This is a genomic window from Streptomyces barringtoniae (genome assembly GCF_020819595.1).
GTDB classification, from domain to species: domain Bacteria; phylum Actinomycetota; class Actinomycetes; order Streptomycetales; family Streptomycetaceae; genus Streptomyces; species Streptomyces barringtoniae.
The window spans coordinates 140300-159636 of the sequence record NZ_JAJHNP010000011.1 but is presented as its reverse complement, the minus strand read 5'-3'; the positions used below and the strand labels follow the sequence as shown (position 1 = coordinate 159636).

Annotated in this window: 19 protein-coding genes; 9 read left to right on the top strand and 10 right to left on the bottom strand. The window is 72.3% G+C overall.

From position 1 onward, the window contains the following. Window positions 1-46 precede the first annotated feature (46 nt). From LMU33_RS21600 to LMU33_RS41450, 3 genes are all read right to left on the bottom strand, one after another. Window positions 47-1744, bottom strand: a complete 1698-nt coding sequence (locus LMU33_RS21600) for an LCP family protein (protein WP_228622149.1) — start codon at window positions 1742-1744, stop codon at window positions 47-49. A 346-nt stretch (window positions 1745-2090) separates the two neighbouring features. Then, window positions 2091-2456, bottom strand: a complete 366-nt coding sequence (locus LMU33_RS21595; RefSeq protein ID WP_228622148.1) for an ArsR/SmtB family transcription factor — start codon at window positions 2454-2456, stop codon at window positions 2091-2093. A 195-nt stretch (window positions 2457-2651) separates the two neighbouring features. Further along, window positions 2652-3764: a TerD family protein gene (locus LMU33_RS41450; RefSeq protein ID WP_283844175.1), complete on the bottom strand. Its 1113-nt coding sequence runs from the start codon at window positions 3762-3764 to the stop codon at window positions 2652-2654. A 253-nt stretch (window positions 3765-4017) separates the two neighbouring features. On the opposite strand from LMU33_RS41450, the gene LMU33_RS21585 reads away from it, so the two are divergent. Next, window positions 4018-4284: a GlsB/YeaQ/YmgE family stress response membrane protein gene (locus LMU33_RS21585; RefSeq protein WP_228622147.1), complete on the top strand. Its 267-nt coding sequence runs from the start codon at window positions 4018-4020 to the stop codon at window positions 4282-4284. Window positions 4285-4487: 203 nt separating this feature from the next. Here the strand turns inward: LMU33_RS21585 and LMU33_RS21580 are convergent, their stop codons facing one another. Continuing rightward, a complete protein-coding gene (locus LMU33_RS21580; protein WP_228622146.1) occupies window positions 4488-5360 on the bottom strand; it encodes a trypsin-like serine protease in 873 nt (290 codons plus the stop codon). Between the two features lie 99 nt (window positions 5361-5459). Beyond that, the gene (locus LMU33_RS21575; RefSeq protein WP_228622145.1) at window positions 5460-6221 is read right to left on the bottom strand and encodes a helix-turn-helix domain-containing protein; all 762 of its coding nucleotides are present in this window, start codon (window positions 6219-6221) and stop codon (window positions 5460-5462) included. Window positions 6222-6307: 86 nt separating this feature from the next. On the opposite strand from LMU33_RS21575, the gene LMU33_RS21570 reads away from it, so the two are divergent. Then, a complete protein-coding gene (locus LMU33_RS21570) occupies window positions 6308-7306 on the top strand; it encodes an LLM class flavin-dependent oxidoreductase (protein ID WP_228622144.1) in 999 nt (332 codons plus the stop codon). A 197-nt stretch (window positions 7307-7503) separates the two neighbouring features. Then, on the top strand, window positions 7504-7914 hold the full coding sequence (locus tag LMU33_RS21565; protein ID WP_228622143.1) for a hypothetical protein: 411 nt from the start codon (window positions 7504-7506) through the stop codon (window positions 7912-7914). A 388-nt stretch (window positions 7915-8302) separates the two neighbouring features. Here LMU33_RS21565 and LMU33_RS21560 read toward each other — a convergent pair whose 3' ends face one another. Continuing rightward, on the bottom strand, window positions 8303-8905 hold the full coding sequence (locus LMU33_RS21560) for an Rv1733c family protein (RefSeq protein WP_228622142.1): 603 nt from the start codon (window positions 8903-8905) through the stop codon (window positions 8303-8305). 394 nt (window positions 8906-9299) lie between these two features. Between LMU33_RS21560 and LMU33_RS21555 the strand changes: the two genes are divergently transcribed. Continuing rightward, complete coding sequence (locus tag LMU33_RS21555) at window positions 9300-9803, top strand: pyridoxamine 5'-phosphate oxidase family protein (RefSeq protein WP_228622141.1); 504 nt, start codon at window positions 9300-9302, stop codon at window positions 9801-9803. An 85-nt stretch (window positions 9804-9888) separates the two neighbouring features. Here LMU33_RS21555 and LMU33_RS21550 read toward each other — a convergent pair whose 3' ends face one another. Together LMU33_RS21550 and LMU33_RS21545 are read right to left on the bottom strand one after the other, a co-directional pair. Next, window positions 9889-10638, bottom strand: a complete 750-nt coding sequence (locus tag LMU33_RS21550) for a TIGR03943 family putative permease subunit (RefSeq protein ID WP_228622140.1) — start codon at window positions 10636-10638, stop codon at window positions 9889-9891. Next, complete coding sequence (locus LMU33_RS21545; protein ID WP_228622139.1) at window positions 10635-11675, bottom strand: permease; 1041 nt, start codon at window positions 11673-11675, stop codon at window positions 10635-10637. The genes LMU33_RS21550 and LMU33_RS21545 overlap by 4 nt, the downstream gene beginning before the upstream one ends. Before the next feature lie 203 nt (window positions 11676-11878). On the opposite strand from LMU33_RS21545, the gene LMU33_RS21540 reads away from it, so the two are divergent. Beyond that, on the top strand, window positions 11879-12703 hold the full coding sequence (locus LMU33_RS21540; protein WP_228622138.1) for a serine hydrolase: 825 nt from the start codon (window positions 11879-11881) through the stop codon (window positions 12701-12703). A 4-nt stretch (window positions 12704-12707) separates the two neighbouring features. Here the strand turns inward: LMU33_RS21540 and LMU33_RS21535 are convergent, their stop codons facing one another. Next, window positions 12708-14246: a nitrilase-related carbon-nitrogen hydrolase gene (locus LMU33_RS21535; RefSeq protein WP_228622137.1), complete on the bottom strand. Its 1539-nt coding sequence runs from the start codon at window positions 14244-14246 to the stop codon at window positions 12708-12710. A 137-nt stretch (window positions 14247-14383) separates the two neighbouring features. On the opposite strand from LMU33_RS21535, the gene LMU33_RS21530 reads away from it, so the two are divergent. The 3 genes from LMU33_RS21530 to LMU33_RS21520 all read left to right on the top strand — a co-directional run bounded on the left by LMU33_RS21530 (window position 14384) and on the right by LMU33_RS21520 (window position 16714). Further along, entirely contained in the window at window positions 14384-15625 is a 1242-nt protein-coding gene (locus tag LMU33_RS21530) for a sensor histidine kinase (protein ID WP_228622136.1), read from the top strand. Then, window positions 15622-16293 (top strand): response regulator, encoded by a 672-nt coding sequence (locus LMU33_RS21525; protein WP_228622135.1) that lies wholly within the window; start codon window positions 15622-15624, stop codon window positions 16291-16293. The genes LMU33_RS21530 and LMU33_RS21525 overlap by 4 nt, the downstream gene beginning before the upstream one ends. A 190-nt stretch (window positions 16294-16483) precedes the next feature. Continuing rightward, window positions 16484-16714 carry a response regulator transcription factor gene (locus tag LMU33_RS21520; protein ID WP_228622134.1) on the top strand — a complete coding sequence of 77 codons (231 nt, stop codon included), beginning with the start codon at window positions 16484-16486 and terminating at the stop codon, window positions 16712-16714. A gap of 76 nt (window positions 16715-16790) precedes the next feature. On the opposite strand, the gene LMU33_RS21515 is transcribed toward LMU33_RS21520, so the two are convergent. Beyond that, complete coding sequence (locus LMU33_RS21515; protein ID WP_228622133.1) at window positions 16791-18596, bottom strand: alkaline phosphatase family protein; 1806 nt, start codon at window positions 18594-18596, stop codon at window positions 16791-16793. Window positions 18597-18840: 244 nt separating this feature from the next. Here LMU33_RS21515 and LMU33_RS21510 point away from each other — a divergent pair, with 244 nt between their 5' ends. After that, window positions 18841-19254 carry an SRPBCC family protein gene (locus LMU33_RS21510; RefSeq protein ID WP_228622132.1) on the top strand — a complete coding sequence of 138 codons (414 nt, stop codon included), beginning with the start codon at window positions 18841-18843 and terminating at the stop codon, window positions 19252-19254. The last annotated feature ends 83 nt before the right edge of the window (window positions 19255-19337 follow it).

Below are 19337 nucleotides of genomic sequence, written 5' to 3'. Positions count from 1 at the left end.
AGTCTTGCGCAACTGTACAACCGGGCCCCGGGCACGGTCGCCACGGTCAGGCGTCGGAGTCCGGCTTGCCGCGCGCCGCAGCGTACGCCTGGGCCGGTGTCATGGGGATGCCGTTGAGGCTGACCGTCCGGTACGGGCTGACCTTGGCGCAGGTCTTGGCCTGGTCGGCCGTGGAGGCGTGCGCGCCTCCGACGGCGGCCTTGGTGTCGGCGGGCGCCGGCGAGGAACTGCCACCCGGGTAACTGGTGCCGCTGGGCCAGTCGCTGCCGATGACCAGGGTCAGGCCGGTGCCGGTGCCCTGCTTCAGGTGCGCGGAGGACAGACCCAGCGCCTTGGCGACCGTCTGGGCCTCCGCCTTCTGACCTGTGCCGTAGGTCAGCGTGGTGGTGCTCGCCGGGCTCGGTGCGTTGGCCGTGGTCGTGCCGGAGCCGAAGCCCTGGTCGGTCAGTGCGGTCGCGATGTCCGAGGCACGGCCGGTGACGGTGGTGCCGTTCTCGACGGTGACGGCGATCTGCGAGGCGGGGACGGCCGAGGCCGTCGCGGTCACCGAGGCCGCCGCGGACTTCTTGCCCGAGCCGGTGGTCAGCGACTGGTCGTTGGCGATGGTCGAGAACAGGGTCTTCGCGCCCGGACCCACGACCACCCGGTCCTTGTTGTTCGGGTCGGGGGCCGTCTGCATCGTCGTGAAGGTCATCCGCTTCGTCGGCACCTTGTTCACGTCCGACGCGAGGGAGATCAGCTTCTTCACGCTGCCCAGGCCGTCGTCCACGGTCAGCGCCTTGGTGGCGGCGTCCGCCAGGCCGTAGACGGCGGTGGGGTCGGTGAGCGTGCCCGCGCTCTTGAACTTGCGGATCATCGCGCTGAGGAAGATGTGCTGCGAGATCGTACGGCCGAGGTCGCTGCCGTCGCCGAAGCCGTGCCGGGAGCGGACGAACTCCAGCGCCGCGTCGCCCTTGAGGGTGTGGGTGCCCTTGGACAGCTTCAGGTGGGAGTAGGTGTCGTACACGTTGTCGCTGACACAGACGGAGACACCGCCGATGGCGTCGGACATCTTCACGACGCCGGAGAAGTCGAGCTTGACGAAGTGGTCGATCGGGATGCCGGTGAGCTGGTGGACGGTGGCCACCTGGCAGGCGGGGCCGTACTGCAGAGCGCTGTTGATCTGGCCGTAGTAGCCGGACGTGGACCGGCCCGTCTCGCTGTCCTTGCAGGCCGGGACCTGGGTCATGGTGTCGCGCGGGATGCTCATGACCGTCGCGTTGGAGCGGTCGGCGGATATGTGCAGCACCATCTGCACGTCCGCGTTGCTGCCGGTCTGCACACCGGTCTTGGAGCAGCCGCCGCCGAGCTTGCAGTCGGCCTGACTGGTACGGCCGTCCGAGCCCATGACCAGGATGTCGATCGGGGTGCGGCCGAAGGCGTCGGCCTTCTCGGTGCCGCCCTTGCCGTCGAGGGCGACGCTGTGGATGTTGCCGTTCAGGTGCTGGTAGAACCACCAGCCCGCACCGGCCGTGACCACGATGATCACCGACAGGCCTATCCCGAGGACCTTCAGCACCCTCCTGCCGCGGCCCGCCGGACGGGCCCGGCGCCCCCGCCTGCCGCGGTCCCGGGCGGCGGCCCGCGCCGCGGCCCGGCCACCCGGCCGGTGCGCCCCGTCGGGCTCGGCGGTGCGCTGTCCGGGTACCCGCGCGCTATGGCTGCGCGTGGCCTGCCCGCTCGGCCCGTCCCACGGGTCGCTCATCTACCACTCCCATGAACGGTCGGGCCAGTCAGGCTGGGCCGTGGGGTGTACGGCCCGACCCGCGCGGCGGTGTACGGGCGGGCGGAGCACACCGCTCCACCTTTTGCTTGCGTGGTTGCGCAATCTAACAAATCTGCGGCCCGAACAGCACAGATGCACACATGATTCACAGGTGAGGCATCTCATGGAACAGCCGTGCGAACCCGGGACGGTGCCGGAGCGGGAGTCTACGCGCCTCATATAAGAGCGACATATAGACCTTGTTACAGAACTTCCAGCACGGAGCTTGCGAAGAGCGCCATACAGAGGAGACCGGTGCAGGGCCGGCCGGCTTCCCGCGGTGCTCTCAGCCGCCGATCCCGCGCAGGCCGTGGACCGGGGCGGAGGCGTGCGCCGACCGCACGGTCAGCTGCCCCACCATCACCCTGACCAAGGTCACCACGTCGGGGTCGTCGATGTAATAGACCTGCCGACGGCCCTCGCGGCGCGCGCGGACGAGTCCGGCGAGCTTGAGCTTCGCCAGGTGCTGGCTGACCGCGGGGAGTGCTCCGCCCACCCGGTCGGCGAGATGCGTGACATCGCTCTCCCCCTGCGACAGGGCCCACATCAGATGCAGCCGGGCGGAGGAGGCGAGCAGACCGAACGCCGCGGCGGCCTCGGCGAGCACCTCGGCGGGCGGGTCCTCAAAGCCGGCGGCGCTGCTGTCCGTCACAGTCCTCTCCCGTCCGCGCCCTCGTCACAGCCGACGCACATGCGCCCACCCAGTGTAGGCGTCCGGTTCCGGTGGTCCGGCGCCGCCGGGAGGGCCCGGCCGTCCACGCGGGGACCGGGCGCATGCTCGCGGGGCGGAAGGAAGGGAGAAGTCCGTTTCCTTCCCGGGGACTCAGTCCTCCTCCTTCTCGGGAACTCAGTCCTCGTAGAAGTTGTTGACCACCTCCGGCTCGTCGTCGTCGAACGCCTCGTTGAGCAGCGCGCCGCCGATGAGGCCTGCCGCGCCGGCGCCGATGAGCGCGCCCGCGCCGAAGCGCCGGCCGCCGCCCTGATGATGATGGTCGTGATCCTCGTACGGCTGCCCGTATCCCTGCTGGGGGTAACCCTGCTGCGGATAGCCCTGCTGCGGATAGCCCTGCGGCACGGGCTGCGGATAGCCCTGCTGGGGCGGGGTGTAGAACGGCGGCGCGGTGGTCTGTACGCGCTGCGCGCAGGCGCCGCAGGTCTGGACGGGCCGGGGCACGCCCCACTGCGGGGACCAGGTCACGGTCGTCACGCCAGGGCCGTGGTTGGGGTCGAAGAAGCAGGTCACGCTGGAACTCCCGGTTATTGGTTGCGGGGATGCGGGGAACGCCGGGGCCGGCGGAGCGGCGACCGGCGGCTTCGACGGGACGGGCGGCACTTGGCTCCCGCCATGGGTCTGCGGTGCGGGGACCGGGTCCGGAGCCGGGGTCGGGGAGGTGTCCCTCGGCACGGCCACGCCGTAGTCGGTGGCGATGCCGGCGAGGCCCGAGGCGTAACCCTGGCCGACCGCGCGGAACTTCCACTCCGCGCCGTGCCGGTACAACTCGCCGAAGACGAGCGCGGTCTCGGTCGACAGGGCGCCGGACGCGAGGCTGTAGCGGGCCAGTTCGGTGCCGCCTTCCCGGTCGAGGACACGGATGTGCGCGCGGTGCACCTGCCCGAAGGCCTGGCCGCGGCTCGCACCCTCGTACAGCGACACGGTGAAGACGACCTTCTCGATCTCGTCCGGGACTTTGGTCAGGTCGACCTCGATCCGCTGGTCGTCGCCGTCGACCGGACTGCCGCCGCCCAGGTGGCGGACCGAACCGTCGGGGCTGCTCAGGTTGTTGAAGAAGACGAAGTGCTCGTCGGACGGCACCTTGCCCGACGGGGCGCACAGCAGCGCGCCGGCGTCCGGTTCGTACCCGGCGTTCGCCTGCCAGCCCAGCCCGACCGTCACGGCAGTCAGACCGGGGGCCTGCTTGCTCAGCGACACATTGCCGCCCTTGGTCAGGGACACACTCATCCACGTCCTCCGCAGCCGCTCACACTTTCCGTGTCCATCATGATCGACGCCCCGGGGCCGCTCTGAGTTCCTCGATTGCGCAATGTCTTAATCATGTAGCAGAACCTCGACGGCTCATCACCAGAGGCCCGCCGCAGGCCAACACCACTTGTCCGGCCCCCTCGACCGGCCTCTAGGCTTGCGCAAAGGGGCAATCAAGTGTCGGTCTCCGCCGCACGCGGCGCGGATCCGACCCGACGGGAGGAACAACTCCATGGGCTTCATCGGCTGGATCATCCTGGGCCTGTTCGCCGGAGGCATCGCCAAGATACTGCTGCCCGGCCGCGATCCCGGCGGCGTGATCGGCACCACGCTCATCGGCGTCGCGGGCGCCTTCGTCGGCGGCTGGCTCTCCGCCCACTTCCTCCACCGTTCGGTGGAGAAGCACTTCTTCGACCTCTACACCTGGGGCGCGGCGATCGCCGGCTCCCTGGTGCTGCTCATCGGGTACCGCATCCTGTTCGGCAACTCACGGAACTGACCCGCCCCCTCCCGGACGACCCGCCCGCCCCGCACCGGGACGGAACTCCGTTCCGCGGCCCGGGCGCAGGAGCGCTGATGGTGCTCGGCACGCCCCCGCGAGAGCGAACCACCGCACGAGATCGTCCGCACCCGGGCCTCTCCCCCGGCGGAGCGCCGCGCTCCTCGCTCTGCCCCCGAACGTGCGGCGCGGTGTGTTCAGGGTCAGGGCAGTTTCGCGAACGGTGCCAGGAAGGCTCGGGCTTCGGGGGTGTCGAGGCGGTAGGTGACGTTGGTGGCGTAGCAGGGGGTGTCGCCGGTGATGGTCGTGGCGGCGAGGACGTTCCCGCCGTGGATGACCGCGAAGTTGGGTCCGCCGGAGTCGCCGTAGCAGGCGCCGCCGTTGCCCTGGGGAGCCGTCATGGCGAGCCGGACCCAGGCCGCGTTGAGGGCGTCGAAGGTCACGGGCGCCTTCATGCGGACGCCTCCGCCGGGATGGGTCTGGCCGCCGGGGCCGTTGGCGGCCTCCTGGGTGCCGTACCCGGCCACGAACCAGTCGGTGGAGTTCAGGCCCCGCGGGCCGAGCGCGCCCAGTTGGTTCTCGGTCGGCAGGGTGGCCGGGGTGAAGGACCAGCGGGAGGCGACCTTGCCGGCGGGCAGTTCGATCACCGCGATGTCGTGCGGGTCGGAGGCGGGGCCCGGATAGGCGGGGTGGGTGTGCGCGACACCTTCGACGGCCACGGCGTTCGCCTGGGCGGCCGGGTCGCCCGGGTACTTCTTCGCGGCGGCGTCCAGTCCGGCCTGGACGTCCTGGTCGAGCGAGACATAGAACCGGACGCCGGCCGGCCAGTCGCTGGTGCAGTGTGCCGCGGTCAGGAAGGTGTCGGCGTCGATCATCGTGCCGGAGCAGACCCAGTCGACCCGGTCCGGGGTCGCCGGATCGTTGTCGTCGTCCCAGGTGGCCACGAGCGCCCCGACCTCGGTGCGTTCGGGTGCGGGCGTGGCGTTGTAGGAGTTGATCGCGGAGGAGGGCAGCGCGACGGCGAGCACGGTGGCGCAGGCCGCTGCGGTGACGGCGGTGACGCGTAGGGCGGTCAAGAAGAACCCCTTCACTGGGTGTGTGGGACAGGTGTTCTCCTGTGGGAGGTAGGAGCATTGAAGTGGGTGGGGCGGTCCGGGACAAGACCGCGACAGGCTCTAGCGGGACCCCTGGACGTCCCGGTGTGCCGCGGCCGTTGCCAGGGCCCGCTGGGTCGCCGGGTCGGTCGGCAGGAACGCCTCCAGTTTCAGCTCGGCGAGGGTCACGTCGACGGCGGTGGCGAAGGTCGTGACGGTCGTCATCAGCCGTAGGTCGCCGTACGAGGAGCGCAGGTGCAGGGGGACCGCGAAGCCTAGGTGATCGGCGGACGGTTCCAACTCGGGTATGCAGGCGCGGAGTTCGTCCCGCAGGTCGGGCAGGTGGCCGAGGCGGGCCAGGATGTGCCGGGACCACTCGGCGAGATTGGCGATTCGCGGGGCCAGCCCCCTCGGATGCAGTGCGAGCCGGTAGACGTTCCTGCCCGGGCCGACCAGTTCCGGGGCCGCTCCCTCGGTGAGCACGTCGAACGCCTCGTTCGCGGCGATCAGATCACCGCCCCGGTCCACCACCAGCGCCGGATACGGCAGATGCCCGCGCAGGATGTTGTCGATCGCCGTACGCACCGGGGCCAGTTCGGGGCCGTCGAGGGAGCTCTCGGGGTAGGCGGGCGCGTACCCGGCCGCAAGCAGCAGCTCGTTGCGTTCGCGCAGCGGCAGTTCCAGCGACTCGGCCAGGCGTACGACCATGGTGCGGCCGGGCACGGATCGGCCGGACTCGATGAAGCTCAGGTGGCGCTGGGTGGTGCCCGCCCGCAGGGCCAGGTCGAGCTGGCTGAGGTGACGGCTGGTGCGGCGGGCGCGCAGGGCGCGGGGGAAGTCCACCCGCCCGTTCTAGCGCCCGGCGCGGCTTCCCGGCCATTCCCTGAGGGGAATTGTCGCGCCGCGGCCGCGGCCGGAGCATCGTCGGCATGGACATCGGCGTACTCATTCCGACCGGAACCACGCAGTGGGGTCCGGGCGACGGCCCGCGTGAGCTGCTGGCCTTCGGCCGCCGGGCCGAGCGCCTGGGCTTCTCCTCCGTCTTCGTCAACGACTCCCTGACGAGCCCGCGCATCGAGGCACTGACCATGCTGGCCGCGCTCGCCCCGGCGACCGGGACCGTGACCCTGGGCACGGCGGCCCTGTTGCCCTTCCTGCGCCGGCCGGTGCAGACCGCGCAGACCCTGGCCTCCCTCGACCTGCTGTCCGGCGGCCGGCTCACCGTGGCCGTCGGCGCGGGGTTCCCCGGCCGCTTCGGACGGCCCCTCTACGACCTGTCCGAGGTGCCGTGGACACGCCGCTTCGCCCGGCTGGACGAGACCGTCGCGCTGTGGCGGGCCCTGTGGAGCGGCGCGGACTCCTTCCACGGCGAGATCCTCCGGTTCGACGGCCTCCCGCCGGCGACCGCACCGCACCGTCCCGGCGGGCCGCCGGTCTGGCTCGGCGGCGGAACCCCGGCGGCGCAGGGCCGTACCGGCCGGCTGTACGACGGCTGGCTGCCGTACCCGCCAGACCCGGCCGACTACGCCTCCGGCCTGCTGAACGTGCGCGCGGCGGCGGCCGGCGCCGGGCGCCCTGCGCAGGACGTCACGCCGGCGCTCTTCGTCTCCGTACGGGTCGACGAAGCCGGCGAGGGCGGCGCCCGGCGCGACATGGAGGCGTACGCGCGGGCCGTCTACGGCATGCCGCTGGCGGAGCTGGAACAGATCCAGGCGGTGGTCGCCGGCACCGCTGCGCAGGTGCACGCCCAGCTCACCCGGTTCGTGGAAGCCGGGGCCCGGCACCTCGTCGTCCGCCCGGGCGCCCTCGGCCTGGCCTCCCAGCGCGACCAGCTCGAACGAGTCGCCGACCTGATCCCGGCGCTGAAGGCGTCGGCTGCGGCCGCCGCACCGGCTGTGCCGGGCGCCCAGCGGGACACGGTGGCCTGAGCGGCACGCTCCGCGCACTTCGGGCGCTGTCTTGCACCCTTCGGACGGCCCGTGGGACGGCCAGGCCACTTTTCATCCCTACGGGTGAATCGACGGATGGATGTTCCGGACTCCTCCCGCTCTGTGCGGTGTGCTGAGCCACGGGGCCCTGACGCCACGGCAGGGCCCGGCCGTATGGAGGACAGGGGGCGGGACGTATGGGTGTCTTCGTTCTGTGTGCGTGGCTGCTGACCGCCGGGCTCGGCGGATACCTCGCCACGGTGTGGGTCCGGCACGGCGGACTGCGGCAGCGCACGCCCGGTGTGACGCGGCTGCCGTTGTGGCTCGTGCTCGGACATGTGGCGCTCGCCGTGGCCGGGCTCGCCGCCTGGACCGCCTATGTGGTGGGAGGCGTGCGGCCTTCGGCCTGGGCCGCGTGCGCGGTCGTGCTGATCGTGGCCGCGTTCGGCTTCATGATGCTGTTGCGCTGGCTGCCCAGTTCCGGACGCCACTCCCACGGGGACGCCACGGCCGAGCGGCACTTCCCGCTCACGGCCGTGGTCGCCCACGGCACGACCGCCGGCGCCACCGTGCTGCTGGTGCTCCTCGTCGTCCTGCACAAGGCCTGAGCGGCAGTCCGGTGTCTCGTCGGCCCGGGTCCGGTCATGCCGCGGGGCACCGGCGAGGTGCGGGAACGGCCGCTTCGGGGACGGGCCGGGCCGGGAGTACGTCGGCGGAGGGCCACTGGGCCTGGTGGGACGGCGGTTTCCGTGGTGTGCTGGTAACGGCGGGAAGGACCGAGAACAGACGCGGAGAAGCGGCCCGAAGCCGTGCACCGCGCAATCCGGATCCGCGAGAAGTGGATGGCCCTTCCCGCCCTGTCGCGCAGGTGCCTGGGCGCAGCGGGGGATCGGCCCCGGAGCGAGGTCCGGGCACGGCGCCGTCCGTCCGCCGCGGCCCGGCGTCGGCGGTGAACCCCCGGGGTCGGAACACCGGGCAGTGGCCCGTGTCGCGTGCTCAGCCTCGTCCGCCGCTGAGGTTCCCCCAGCGGGGGCCGATCTGCTTCCACTCCTCGTCCCACTCGGCCATGCGCCGCCTGATGAGCCGGCTGCGCACCACCCAGCCCGCGCCCCAGAGCGCCGCGCCGGCCGACGGGGCGACGAGGACGCCGGTGAGAGCCGACTGCAGATCGGCGGCCGCGCCGGTGACGGGCGCGGAGACCACATGGCCCGCGCGGTTGGTCCACACGGTCACCTGGGATCCGGTGGGGGCGCCCGGGAGGACCTTCGCCCGGTCGGTGTGCACGGTGCCGTGGGTGTCCGTCCAGCGCACGGTGGCCCACACCCGCCCGTCGTCGTAGCCGGTGCCGTAGGCCGGGGTCCGCGCCGCGCCGTCGGTGACCACGGCGGACACGGCGTGCACCTGGGCCTGCCGTGCGGAGAAGGCCGCACCGGCGGTCTGGGCCGCCACGAAACCGGCGGCGGCTCCGCCGAGAACGGCGAGCACCCAGGTCACGAGGACGATCCAGGCCTCGATGACGTCGCTGTGCCGGCGCAGCGGATTGCGTCGCCACCGCCACAGCCGTACCTGGGTGACCGTCATGGGAGGTGTCCGGTTCATTGTCACGGCCTCCTCTCGCGCACCGGCGGCCTCGCCGCACCCCACTCCACGGCCCCCTCGCCGGGCGGGGGGCGGGCGGGCTCGGGGCGGTCACCCGGACCCGGCCGTCGAGTGTCACCACACCATCGTGCACCTCAATCCGGACCTCGGCGGGGTGAGTACGAAAGAGGCCCATGACGACTTCTCGCCCGGCCCCGCCCACCGGCGGAGTCGGGACGTCCGGCCCTGCCGCCGTGGGCCGAACGACACTGGGGGGACGGAGCGGGACGGGTGAGAGTGGGGATCAGGAGCGGCGCCGATTCCCCCGCGGTGTCGCTCCGCCCCCGGACTGCCGCCGTGCCGGCCGGGGGCCTGTGAAGGCGGGGAGAGTCACACACCCGCGAAGAAGCCAGCCATGATCCGTAACGGCAAGCCGAAACAGCGTCGCATCGAACTCGACCCGGTCGAAGCGCTGCGGCTGCTGGACAGCGTGTCCCTGGGGCGGATCGTCTTCACGCGGCAGGCGCTGCCCACCGTGCGCCCGGTCAACCACATCATCGACGGCGGCGACATCGTGATCCGCACCCACGAGGGCGCCGCGCTGACCGCGCACACGCAGCAGGGCGGAGGCGACGGCGTGGTGGTCGCCTACGAGGCCGACGCGATCGACCCGGACACGCATCTCGGCTGGAGCGTGGTGGTCACCGGCTACGCCCGGCTCGTCACCGACCCCGCCGATCTGGCCCGGGTCCGGACGCTGCTCACCCCGTGGGCACCTCAGGAGGGCACGGACCAGGCCGTGCGCATCCGCCCCTCCCTGGTGACGGGCGTGCTCCTCACCGACACTCCGGCCGTGTCCGCGAAGGGCGCCGTGCGGCCGGCGCCGTGGATGCCGGGGTCGTTGCGGTACGACGGCTAGGACCTGTCCGTCGGGCTTCCTCCCCCAGCCTTCGGCCGGCGACCCCGGGGACACCCGAGCACGTTGCCTGCGCCCACACCTGCGCCTAGGACGGTGTGAGCGGCAGGTCGTCGGTGTAGGCGTTCACCGGCTGGGCGACGGGGTGGGCGTCCCTGGCGTCGAGGGCGGCCTGTGCGGTCTTCGTACCGAGGGTGCCCCGGGGGTGCCAGGTGCCGGTCACCGCGAGCCAGGTGTTCGCGGGCGGGGCCTCGGTGCCGTACACGCGGATCTTGACGGTCTGGGAGTCCGCCGCGCAGCACGTGAAGATGATGCGGGTCAGGTACCAGCCGTCGCCGTTCTCGGCCGGGGAGACGAAGCCCGTGAGCTGGACGAGCCTGGTCCTGATGGCCCGGCCGGGGTCCTGTTGGACCCGCTTGGTGAAGTCGGTGAGGGTCAGGGGCAGCGGTGAGGTCGCGGGCAGCGGGGCGAATCCCTTCTGCACGCCGACCGGCTTGGCGTTCGAGCGTGCTGCGGTGTACGCGCCGAGGGCGGGCGGAGCGTAGAAGAGCAGGCTGATCGCCGGGAGGAACAGCAGCCAGGCGATCCGCGGGGCGCCGGAGTGGTCGTGGCCGTGTTCGTGGCTGTGTTCTTGGTCGTCGTCGGCGGCGGCGTGTTCCGGTCCGCTCCGTGCGGCCGCGGCGGCCAGGCCGAGGAGCAGGAGGACCACCCCGGAAGTGATCAGCAACGGCCGCAGACCGGCCTTGACGTAGCGCAGATAGGTGTCGGTGAAGAGGGCAGCGTGCAGCAGGCCGATGCCGGTCAGGGTCAGCAGCAGGGTCTGGACCGGGCGTTTCACAGCAGCGCGCCTCCGATCAGCACGCTCGCGGCGACCGCCACGAGGGTGGTGGCCGTGGAGAACCGCCAGGCGAAGGCCCGCCCGAAGGTGCCCGCCTGAAGGGCGATCAGCTTCAGGTCGACCATCGGCCCGACCACCATGAACGCGAGCCGGGCGACCGGGGAGAACCCCGAGAGCGAGGCGGCGACGAAGGCGTCGGCCTCCGAGCAGACCGCCAGCAGTACGGCGAGCCCGGCCAGGAAGAGCACCGAGAGCCAGGGTGAGCCGGAGAAGGCGTCGAGGACGGAGCGCGGCACCGCGACGTTGAAGGTGGCGGCGGCCATGGCGCCGAGGACGAGGAAGCCGCCGGCGTGCAGGAAGTCGTGCTGGAAGCCGAGCCGGAACTCGTGCAGGCGGCTGCGGCCGTGCCGGTGGCCGCTGTGCCGGTGCCGCAGGACCGGCCGCAGCCACTTCTCCTTGCCCAGCCAGAGCCAGAGCCAGCCCATCACGGCCGCAGTGGCGAGGGAGGCGAGCAGCCGGGCGGCGACCATCGCGGGGTCGCCCGGGAAGGCGACGGCGGTGGCGGTCAGCACGACGGGGTTGATGGCGGGCGCGGAGAGCAGGAAGGCGAAGGCGGCGGCCGGGGTCACGCCGCGCCGGATCAGGCTGTGGGCGACCGGGACGGAGGCGCACTCGCAGCCGGGCAGCACCGCGCCCGCGGCCCCGGCGACGGGCACGGCCAGGGCCGGCCGCTTCGGCAGGACCCTGGTGAACAGGTCGGCCGGCACGAAGGCGTTGATCGCGCCGGACAGGGCGGTGCCGAGCAGCAGGAAGGGGAGTGCCTGGACGGTGATGGCGAGGCACACCGTCCGCCAGGCCTGGACGGCGGGCCGGTTCAGTCCCTGGGTGCCGACGAGGGCGAGCACGGCGACGGCACCGAGCGCGATCACGAGGGCGGCAGCGAGCGGCCACGGCCGGATGCGCCGTACGGACGGCGTACCGACGGGGACGACCGTCACACCCTCGGCCACGCCAACCAGTTCATCCGTTTTTTCCATGATCACTCCGGATGTCGGTGTCCGGCCGACGTTAAGCGAGGCGCGTGGTCCGGCCGCGCGTACACGCCGCCGCATGCCCGAACCGGAGGTGGCAATGCGTCCCATCGGCGGCGCCGGTGGCTCTTCTCACAATTCGCCGTGAAAAGCCCCTGACGTGACCGCCGCCACGTCGCTCGCCGCACGTTTTGCCTACGTTCGACGCCATGCCGTCTCACCCCTCCCCCACCACCGCACGCACCCGGGCCGGAGCCCTTCTGACCTCGGTCGCGGCCCTCCTCTCCGTCGGCGCGCTGCACCCGGCACCGGCCGCGGCGGCCGCCGCTCCGGCCCCCTCCCCGCACGCCACGGCCGCCGTGCTCGACCTGGACGGAGCCGGCCGCACCCCGGTGCTGCACGGGCAGGACAGCGCGTACGACACCGCCAGCATCGTCAAGGTCGACATCCTCGCGGCGCTGCTGCTCCGGGCGCAGGACGCGGGACGGCAGCTCACCGCCGATGAGCGCGGTCACGCCGAGCCGATGATCGAGCGCAGCGACAACACCGCGGCCAACGCGCTCTGGCGGGAGATCGGCCAGGCCCCCGGCCTGGCGGCGGCCAACAAGCGGCTGGGGCTGACCTCGACCACGGGCGGACCGGGCGCGAAGTGGGGGCTGACCCGGACGACCGCGAGCGACCAGATACGACTGCTGCGGGCCGTGTTCGACGGCGACACGACGGCGCGGTCCGGCTCCTCCACCGCGAAGCCGGTCCTGAACGCGAAGTCCCGGACGTATGTCCGCACCCTCATGGGCAAGGTCATCCCCGAGCAGACCTGGGGCGTCTCGGCCGTCGGCGGCTCCGGCACCCCGCGGGCACTGAAGAACGGCTGGTTGCAGCGCAACACCTCGGGCCTCTGGGACGTCAACAGTGTCGGCCAGGTCACCGTGAAGGGGCACCGCTGCCTCGTGGCGGTGCTGTCGAACGGCAGCGCCTCGATGAGTGACGGGATCTCCCTGGTCGAGCGGACGGCACGCGTGGCTGTCGCCTAGCGCCTCAGCGGTCCCCGGGGCGCCGGGGCCGGACGACGGCGGTGACCGTGAGTGCGGCGAGCGCGGCCAGGCAGAGCCAGGCGAAGGTGTCGCCGATGCGGTCGTAGACCGTGGTGACGCCGTGCATGGGGACGTAGGCCACCATGGTCTGCCGGTCGGTCGTGAAGTAGTCCGAGGTGGCGAGGACGTGACCCTCGGCGTCGTAGGCGGCCGAGAACCCTTCCGCGTCCTGGCGGATCAGGGCGTAGCCGTTCTCGACGGCGCGCAGGCCCGCCTTGTCGGTGTGCGCGGCGCCGTACTCCTTCCAGTCGTGCGAGGGGACGAGCATGATGTCGGCCCGGGTGCGCATCAGGGCCGGGAAGTCGGCGTCGTAACAGATGACGCCCGCGAGACGGCCGTACGGCGTGCGGACGACGGGGACACGGCCGTCGCCCGGCGTGAAGCGCTCGGAACCGGGAATGGGATGGGCCTTCTGGTAGGTCCAGAGCACCTTGCCGCGGGGGTCGATGAGCAGTGCCTCGTCGCGCCCGTAGGCGGGCGGGGTGGTGCTGTAGACGCGGACTCCGATCTCCAGGTAGACGCCCGAGCGGCGGGCCTGCCGCTGTGCGGCGGCGATGGCGGCGGCCTCGTCCGGCTCCCGCGTGCGCACGGCGTTCTCCGGCCAGATCACGATCTTCGCGCCGGCGGCGGCCTCGCGGCGGGTGGCCGCGAGCAGGTCGTCCTCGACCGCGGTCATCGCGGGCCGCACCGCGGCGGCGGGGGCGGCGGCGACGCCTCCCGGCCCGCTGCCGAACCGGGCGAGCGTGGCCTTGAGCGTGTCGGTGACACCGCGAGCGGGCGTGACGCCCGCGATCCGTACGGTCGCGCCCTGCGGTGGGAAGAAGGCCGGCCGGGCACCGCCGGCGAGCAGCACGCCGAGCAGGACGGCCGTGCATGCCAGGCCGCTGCGCCAAGAGGCGCGTTCCCAGAGGCGGTTGACGGTGCTCGCGACGTAGGCGATCAGGAAGCCGATGCCCCACGGGCCGGTCACCGAGACGACCTGGAGCAGCGGGAGGTCTCCGTGCTGGGTGACGGCGAGGGAGCCGTACGCCGTGCCGAACGGGGACACCTGGGTGATCAGGAACTCCACGGCGGCCACACCGGCCGGGAAGACGAGGGACGCGGCCGTCGGGTGCAGGCGGACCTGCACCAGCCGGTCGGCGACGAACGGCAGCGTCTGCAGGGCGGCCAGGGCGAGGGCCCCCGCGAGCACCACGGGGTTGAAGCCGATCGCCGACTCCTGGATCCAGAAGACGACCGCCGCGAGGTGCGCCGCCCAGGTCCACAGGGCTCCCGGCCAGGCACGGCTCAGGCGGGTGAAGCGCAGCAGCAGCACGGGGAAGATCCAGGCGGCGGCCGCGACGTCCCACCGGCCGCCGACCGCAAAGAGCATCGCGGCGGTGCCGAGCGGCAGCAGGGGCCAGACGTGCTTGCGGGAAGGTGTTCGGAGCGGGGGCTGGTCCGTCGTCGGCTGGGGCGGGGGATGTACGGCTGTGTTCGACATGTCCGGGACGCTAGGGCGGGCCGGCCCGGCGGCGCCTCGGGCCCGGTGCCGATCCTGGGGGGTTCCGGCGCATCTTTCGATGCGCGCCCGGCGGAGGATCCGCCGGTCTGGCGTGTCGTCTAGCCTGACGGACCGAGATGAGTGCCCAGTTGATCGCCCTGCCCCGAGCCGCGCAACGCTGGCTCGCCGACCGACCGAGGCTGACCGACGCCGGGTGGGTCGGCGGGCTCACGCTGCTCGACATGGCCACGGTGCTGGACCGAACGCCCGCGCCGCCTGCGTGGGGCGTGGCGCTGTGGGGCGCGCAGACCGTGCCGCTGGTGTGGCGGCGGACGGCGCCGCGTGCGGTGCTCGTCGCGATGACCGCCCTGTACGTCCTGTTCCAGACGCTCGGACCGATCCCGTCGAAGGTGCCCGGACCGTTCCTGCTGATGCTCGGTGTCTACGCCGTGGCCCGGTACATGCCGGCCGCGGCGAGCGTGCCACTGACCCTGCTCAGCCTCGCCTCGGCCGCCGTCACGGACGCGCTGACCGGGCGCTGGGAACCGCCGCGGCTCGGTTCGCTGGAGCCCATCAGCCTCACCACGTTCGCGTTCTTCTTCGCCCTGGCCTGGCTGCTCGGGCACGGGCGGCGCCGGATCGACACCGACGCGGCCCGGCTGCGCGAGCTGAACCGGCGGCTCGCGGCCGAGCGGGAACTCAACGCACGCCAGGCCGTGCTCACCGAGCGCGCCCGTATCGCCCGCGATCTGCACGACGTCGTCGCCCACCACGTCAGCGCCATTGCCCTCCAGGCACGGGCCGCCGAGGACGTGCTCACCTCCGGTCCGCCGCAGCCGGAGGAGGCCGCGCACGGGGTCGGGGTGATCGCGCGGACCGCCGACACGGCGCTCGCCGAGATGCGACGCCTGCTCGGGCTGCTGTCCTTCGGCGAACGGGAACTCGCCCCCGAGCCGTCCCTCGCCCGTCTCGACCGGCTCGTGGGCGTCGCGACCTCCGCGGGGTGCCGGGTCACCTGCGCCGTCGAGGTGGACGGGCCGACGGCGCCGCCCGCCGGGATGCAGGTCTCGGCCTACCGGATCGTGCAGGAGGCACTGACGAACGTGGTCAAGCACGCCGGCCCGGTCGCCGTACGGATCGCCGTGCGCGGTGACGACGCCCGCCTCACGGTCGAGGTCGAGAACGATCCGCCGGCCCCGGGCCACCGGCCGGTGCCCGGCACCGGACGGGGGCTCGTCGGGATGCGGGAGCGTGTGGCGGCCTTCGACGGTGAGCTGGACGCCGGTCCGCGCCCGTACGGCGGCTGGCGGCTGCGCGCGGTGCTGTCCGCGCGGGCGGCCGACCCGGCACAGCCTCATGCGGCACAGACGGACCGATGACCGTACGCGTGCTGGTGGTGGACGACCAGGAGATCGTGCGGACCGCGCTGCGGCTCGTCATCGACCGGCGCGAGGGGCTGTCGGTCGTCGCTGAGGCGGGCGACGGCGAGGAGGCGGTCGCCCTGGCCGTGGCGTTCCGTCCGGACGTGGTCCTGATGGACGTACGCATGCCGGGCACGACCGGTGTGGAGGCGACCCGGCGGATCGTGCGGGAGTGGCCGGGGCCGGGGCCGGTACCGCGCGTGCTGGTGCTGACCACCTTCGACCTGGACGAGTACGTCCACGCGGCCCTGCGTGCCGGGGCCGTCGGCTTCCTGCTGAAGAACAGCCGGCCCGAACAGCTCGCCGAGGCCCTCCGCGCGGCGGCCGACGGCGAGTCCGTCCTCGCCCCGACCGTCACCCGGCGCCTCATCGACACCGTCACCGCGCTGCCGCCCGCGCTGCTGCCGACGGCGCCCGCGCCCGTGCCTGCGGGCGTCCCGCTGACCGAGCGCGAGATCCAGGTCCTGGTGCTCCTCGCGCGTGGGCTGTCAAACGCCAGGATCGCCGCGGACCTGGACCTGAGCGAGGCGACGGTGAAGAGCCGGGTCAACCGCATCCTGACCAGGCTGGGCCTGGAGAACCGGGTCCAGGCCGCCCTGTACGCCCACCGGGCCGGTCTCGCCTGACGCCGTCCACACGGGTTCCGGGTCGGCTGCCCCGCACGCCCGCCGCCGGCCCAGTGGTTCAAACCATTCCCCCTTCCCTGTGACGCGCCTGTGACAGTCGGCGGACACGGCCATGACGTCCGCCGAGCAACCTGGAGGAACAAGGGCAAATCGCCCTAAACGGCCAGATGTCTCGCCGGAGGACAGCACCATGAGCGCCACTCTCGTCACACCGCACACCGAAGCCCCCGCCCCCGCGCTGGCTCCGCGCGAGCGGGAGACGCTCCGGCACATCGCCGCCGGCCGCACCTATCTCCAGACCGCCCGCCACATGGGACTGTCCACCCACACCGTGGACGCCTACCTGCGCCGCATCCGCGCCAAGCTCAACATCACCAACACCGCCGAGCTGACCCGCATGGCCATCTCCCTGGGCCTGTGAGCCACGGGGCGTCGCCGCCGCTCTGCGGGCAGTGAGCGGCGGCGACGACATGCTCGTCGTCAGCCTGCGGTTCCGGTCAGCCGACGGTCAGGGGGAACGGGCCGGCCAGGACCGAGTAGCCGTCATTGGCGAGGTAGTACACGTCGTACTTGCCCGCTCCGTTCAGCTTGCCCGTCGAGAAGGTCAGGGCGCCGCTGGCGTTCGGGGCGTAGGACCAGCTCAGCGAGGACTGCTTGCCCGGGGTGACGCCCGCCGGGTAGATGCCGACCCAGTTCTTGGCGTTGGCCTGGGCCGCCGACGGCACCGAGTAGCGGAACGTGACGTTGCCGCCGTCGGAGACCTCGTTCAGGTCACCGGTGAGCGTCGGCGTGCTCGCGGTGGACGGGGCGAACGCGGCGTTGAGCGGGGTCGCGTAGGTGTCGTTGGCCGTGAGGCCGGGCAGGCCGAGGGCGGCCTCGATGGTGCGGCCGATGCCGTAGTGGTCGTAGTGGAGCGGGCTGCTGGTGCCGGCCGGGACGGTGCCCTGGGAGCCGACGACCGTGGTGACCACGTGGTTGTAGGCCTCGCCCGCGCTCTCGTCCCAGGTCAGGATGAGCAGCGAGCGCTCCTGCGTCCAGGCCGGGGAGGCGAGGACCGGGGCGAGGGTCTGCTTCAGCCAGCCGTCCTGGGTCTTCAGGCTGGTGGGGTTGCCGTTGCCGGAGGCCTCGCCGTCGTAGTAGTCGTCGGCGGCGATCCAGGAGAAGTTCGGGGTGGTCGAGGCCGACTTCAGGTCGGTGGTCAGCTGCGTGGTGTCGAACAGGTGGGCCGCGCAGCGGGAGGCGTTGCCGCTGATGTCGGTGTAGTTGATGAAGGGCGCGTCGTCGGGCTCGTAGTAACTGTCGTTGTTGTTCTTGGTGTTGCAGGGGGTGCCCATGCCCTGCTCGTAGGCCTTCCAGGTCTTGCCGGCCGCCTCCAGGGTGTCACCGAGGTTGCGCTGCGGTGAGTTGATGTTCGGGAAGTAGGTGGCGCCCTTGGCGTAGGTGTCGCCGCCGGCTATGGCGAGGTAGTTCTCGTCGCTCGGGTGGTAGACGCCGTGGTAGTCGGTGAGCGTGGCGCCCTGGGACATCAGGCTGTGCATGTACGGCGTGTCCGCCGGGTCGTTCATGACCTCGGAGTAGTCCGTGTTCTCCATCATGACCGTGAAGACGTGGTCGTAGCCCGGGACCTTGGAGACCGGCGGTGCCGGCGGAGCGGGGGCGGTGACCGGGGTGTCCAGGGTGAGGGAGAGGTTGTCCAGGTACCCGGTCTCGCTGCTCGTCGACAGGAACTGCACCTCGACCTGGATGGAACGGGTGCCGGCCGGGACCGCGCCGGTGGTGCTGCGCGAGAGGAACTTGGTGGCCAGGCCCCGGTCGCTCGCGGACACCGTGGGCAGCTTGGCGGGCGAGCCGACGGGACGGCCGCTCGCATCGTGGAAGTGCAGGCTGACCGCGACATGGCCGCTGTAGGTGGTCCAGCCGCCGAGCCAGCCGGAGAGGTTGTAGTGCACTCCCCCGCCGTCGATGGCCGGGGCGGCCGAGGAGACGTCGACGGTCTGCGTCATCGCTCCGTCGCCGAAGTTGCCGGGCCCGAAGAACGCCTTGCCCGGCGTCCGGCCGTCGCTCGGCAGCCCGAAGGAGGCGACCGAGTGGCACATGACGTCCGGGCCGCCTGCCTCGGTGGTCCAGCCGGGGACCGTGGTGGCGGCCGACCAGTCCTGGGTGCAGTAACCGCCGCTCTCGGCGTCGCCGTTGACGATCAGGTTGCCGCTGTTCCCGGCCGCTTGGGCAGGGGCGGGAGCGGCGACGATCAGTGCGCCGAGGAGGGCGGGCAGCCCGCTGAGAGATCTCCAGCGCAGTCGCATACGTGGTACCTCATCCCGTTGAGGAGAATGCCGTGACGGGCGGCACCCGCACGGCCTGACTGTGCGCAACGAACAGGACATGACTACTTGTCGTGGCTGTCGGGCGGAAGAACCGCGGCCAAACTTGACCAGACAAGTTCGCGGAGCATGCGGTCCGGCCGGGCGAGGCGGCCGTCGGCTTTTCGGTCGCCGCGGAAGGGGCACGCGGTCGGGGTAGGACTTCCGAGCGGAGGGCGGTGTCACCATGACCGAGTACGAATGGTCCCGAGCGATGCCCGCACAGCCCGAGCAGGTCTTCGACCAGGCCGCCAACGTCGGCCAGCTCGACGCATGGCTTCCGCGCGACCTCCATGTGGAGGCCGAGGAGCCGCCGTCCGTCACGGTCCACGAGGACCGCTCCGGGCAGGACATGGCCGCCCTGCTCCGGGCCCGGCCCGACCAGATGCGCCTGGAGTGGGGCACTCGGGAGCAGGGCAGCTACACCGGCTGGCTGCAGGTGTCCGGCATCGGCAGCGGGGCCAGCGAGGTGACCGTGCACCTGTCGTTCTTCGACCCCGGCCATGATCCCGGCGAGGAGGCGGTGTTCAACGCCCTGGACGGCAGTCTGCGGCGCCTGGAGGAGCAGGTGCGCATGCGCGTCGACAATACGGCCGGCTGAGGCGCCGGCCCCGCCCGACGTGCACGGGGCCTCCCCTGTCGCTCCGGGCAGTCGCCGTGCCGGACAGGCTGCCGGCAAAACAG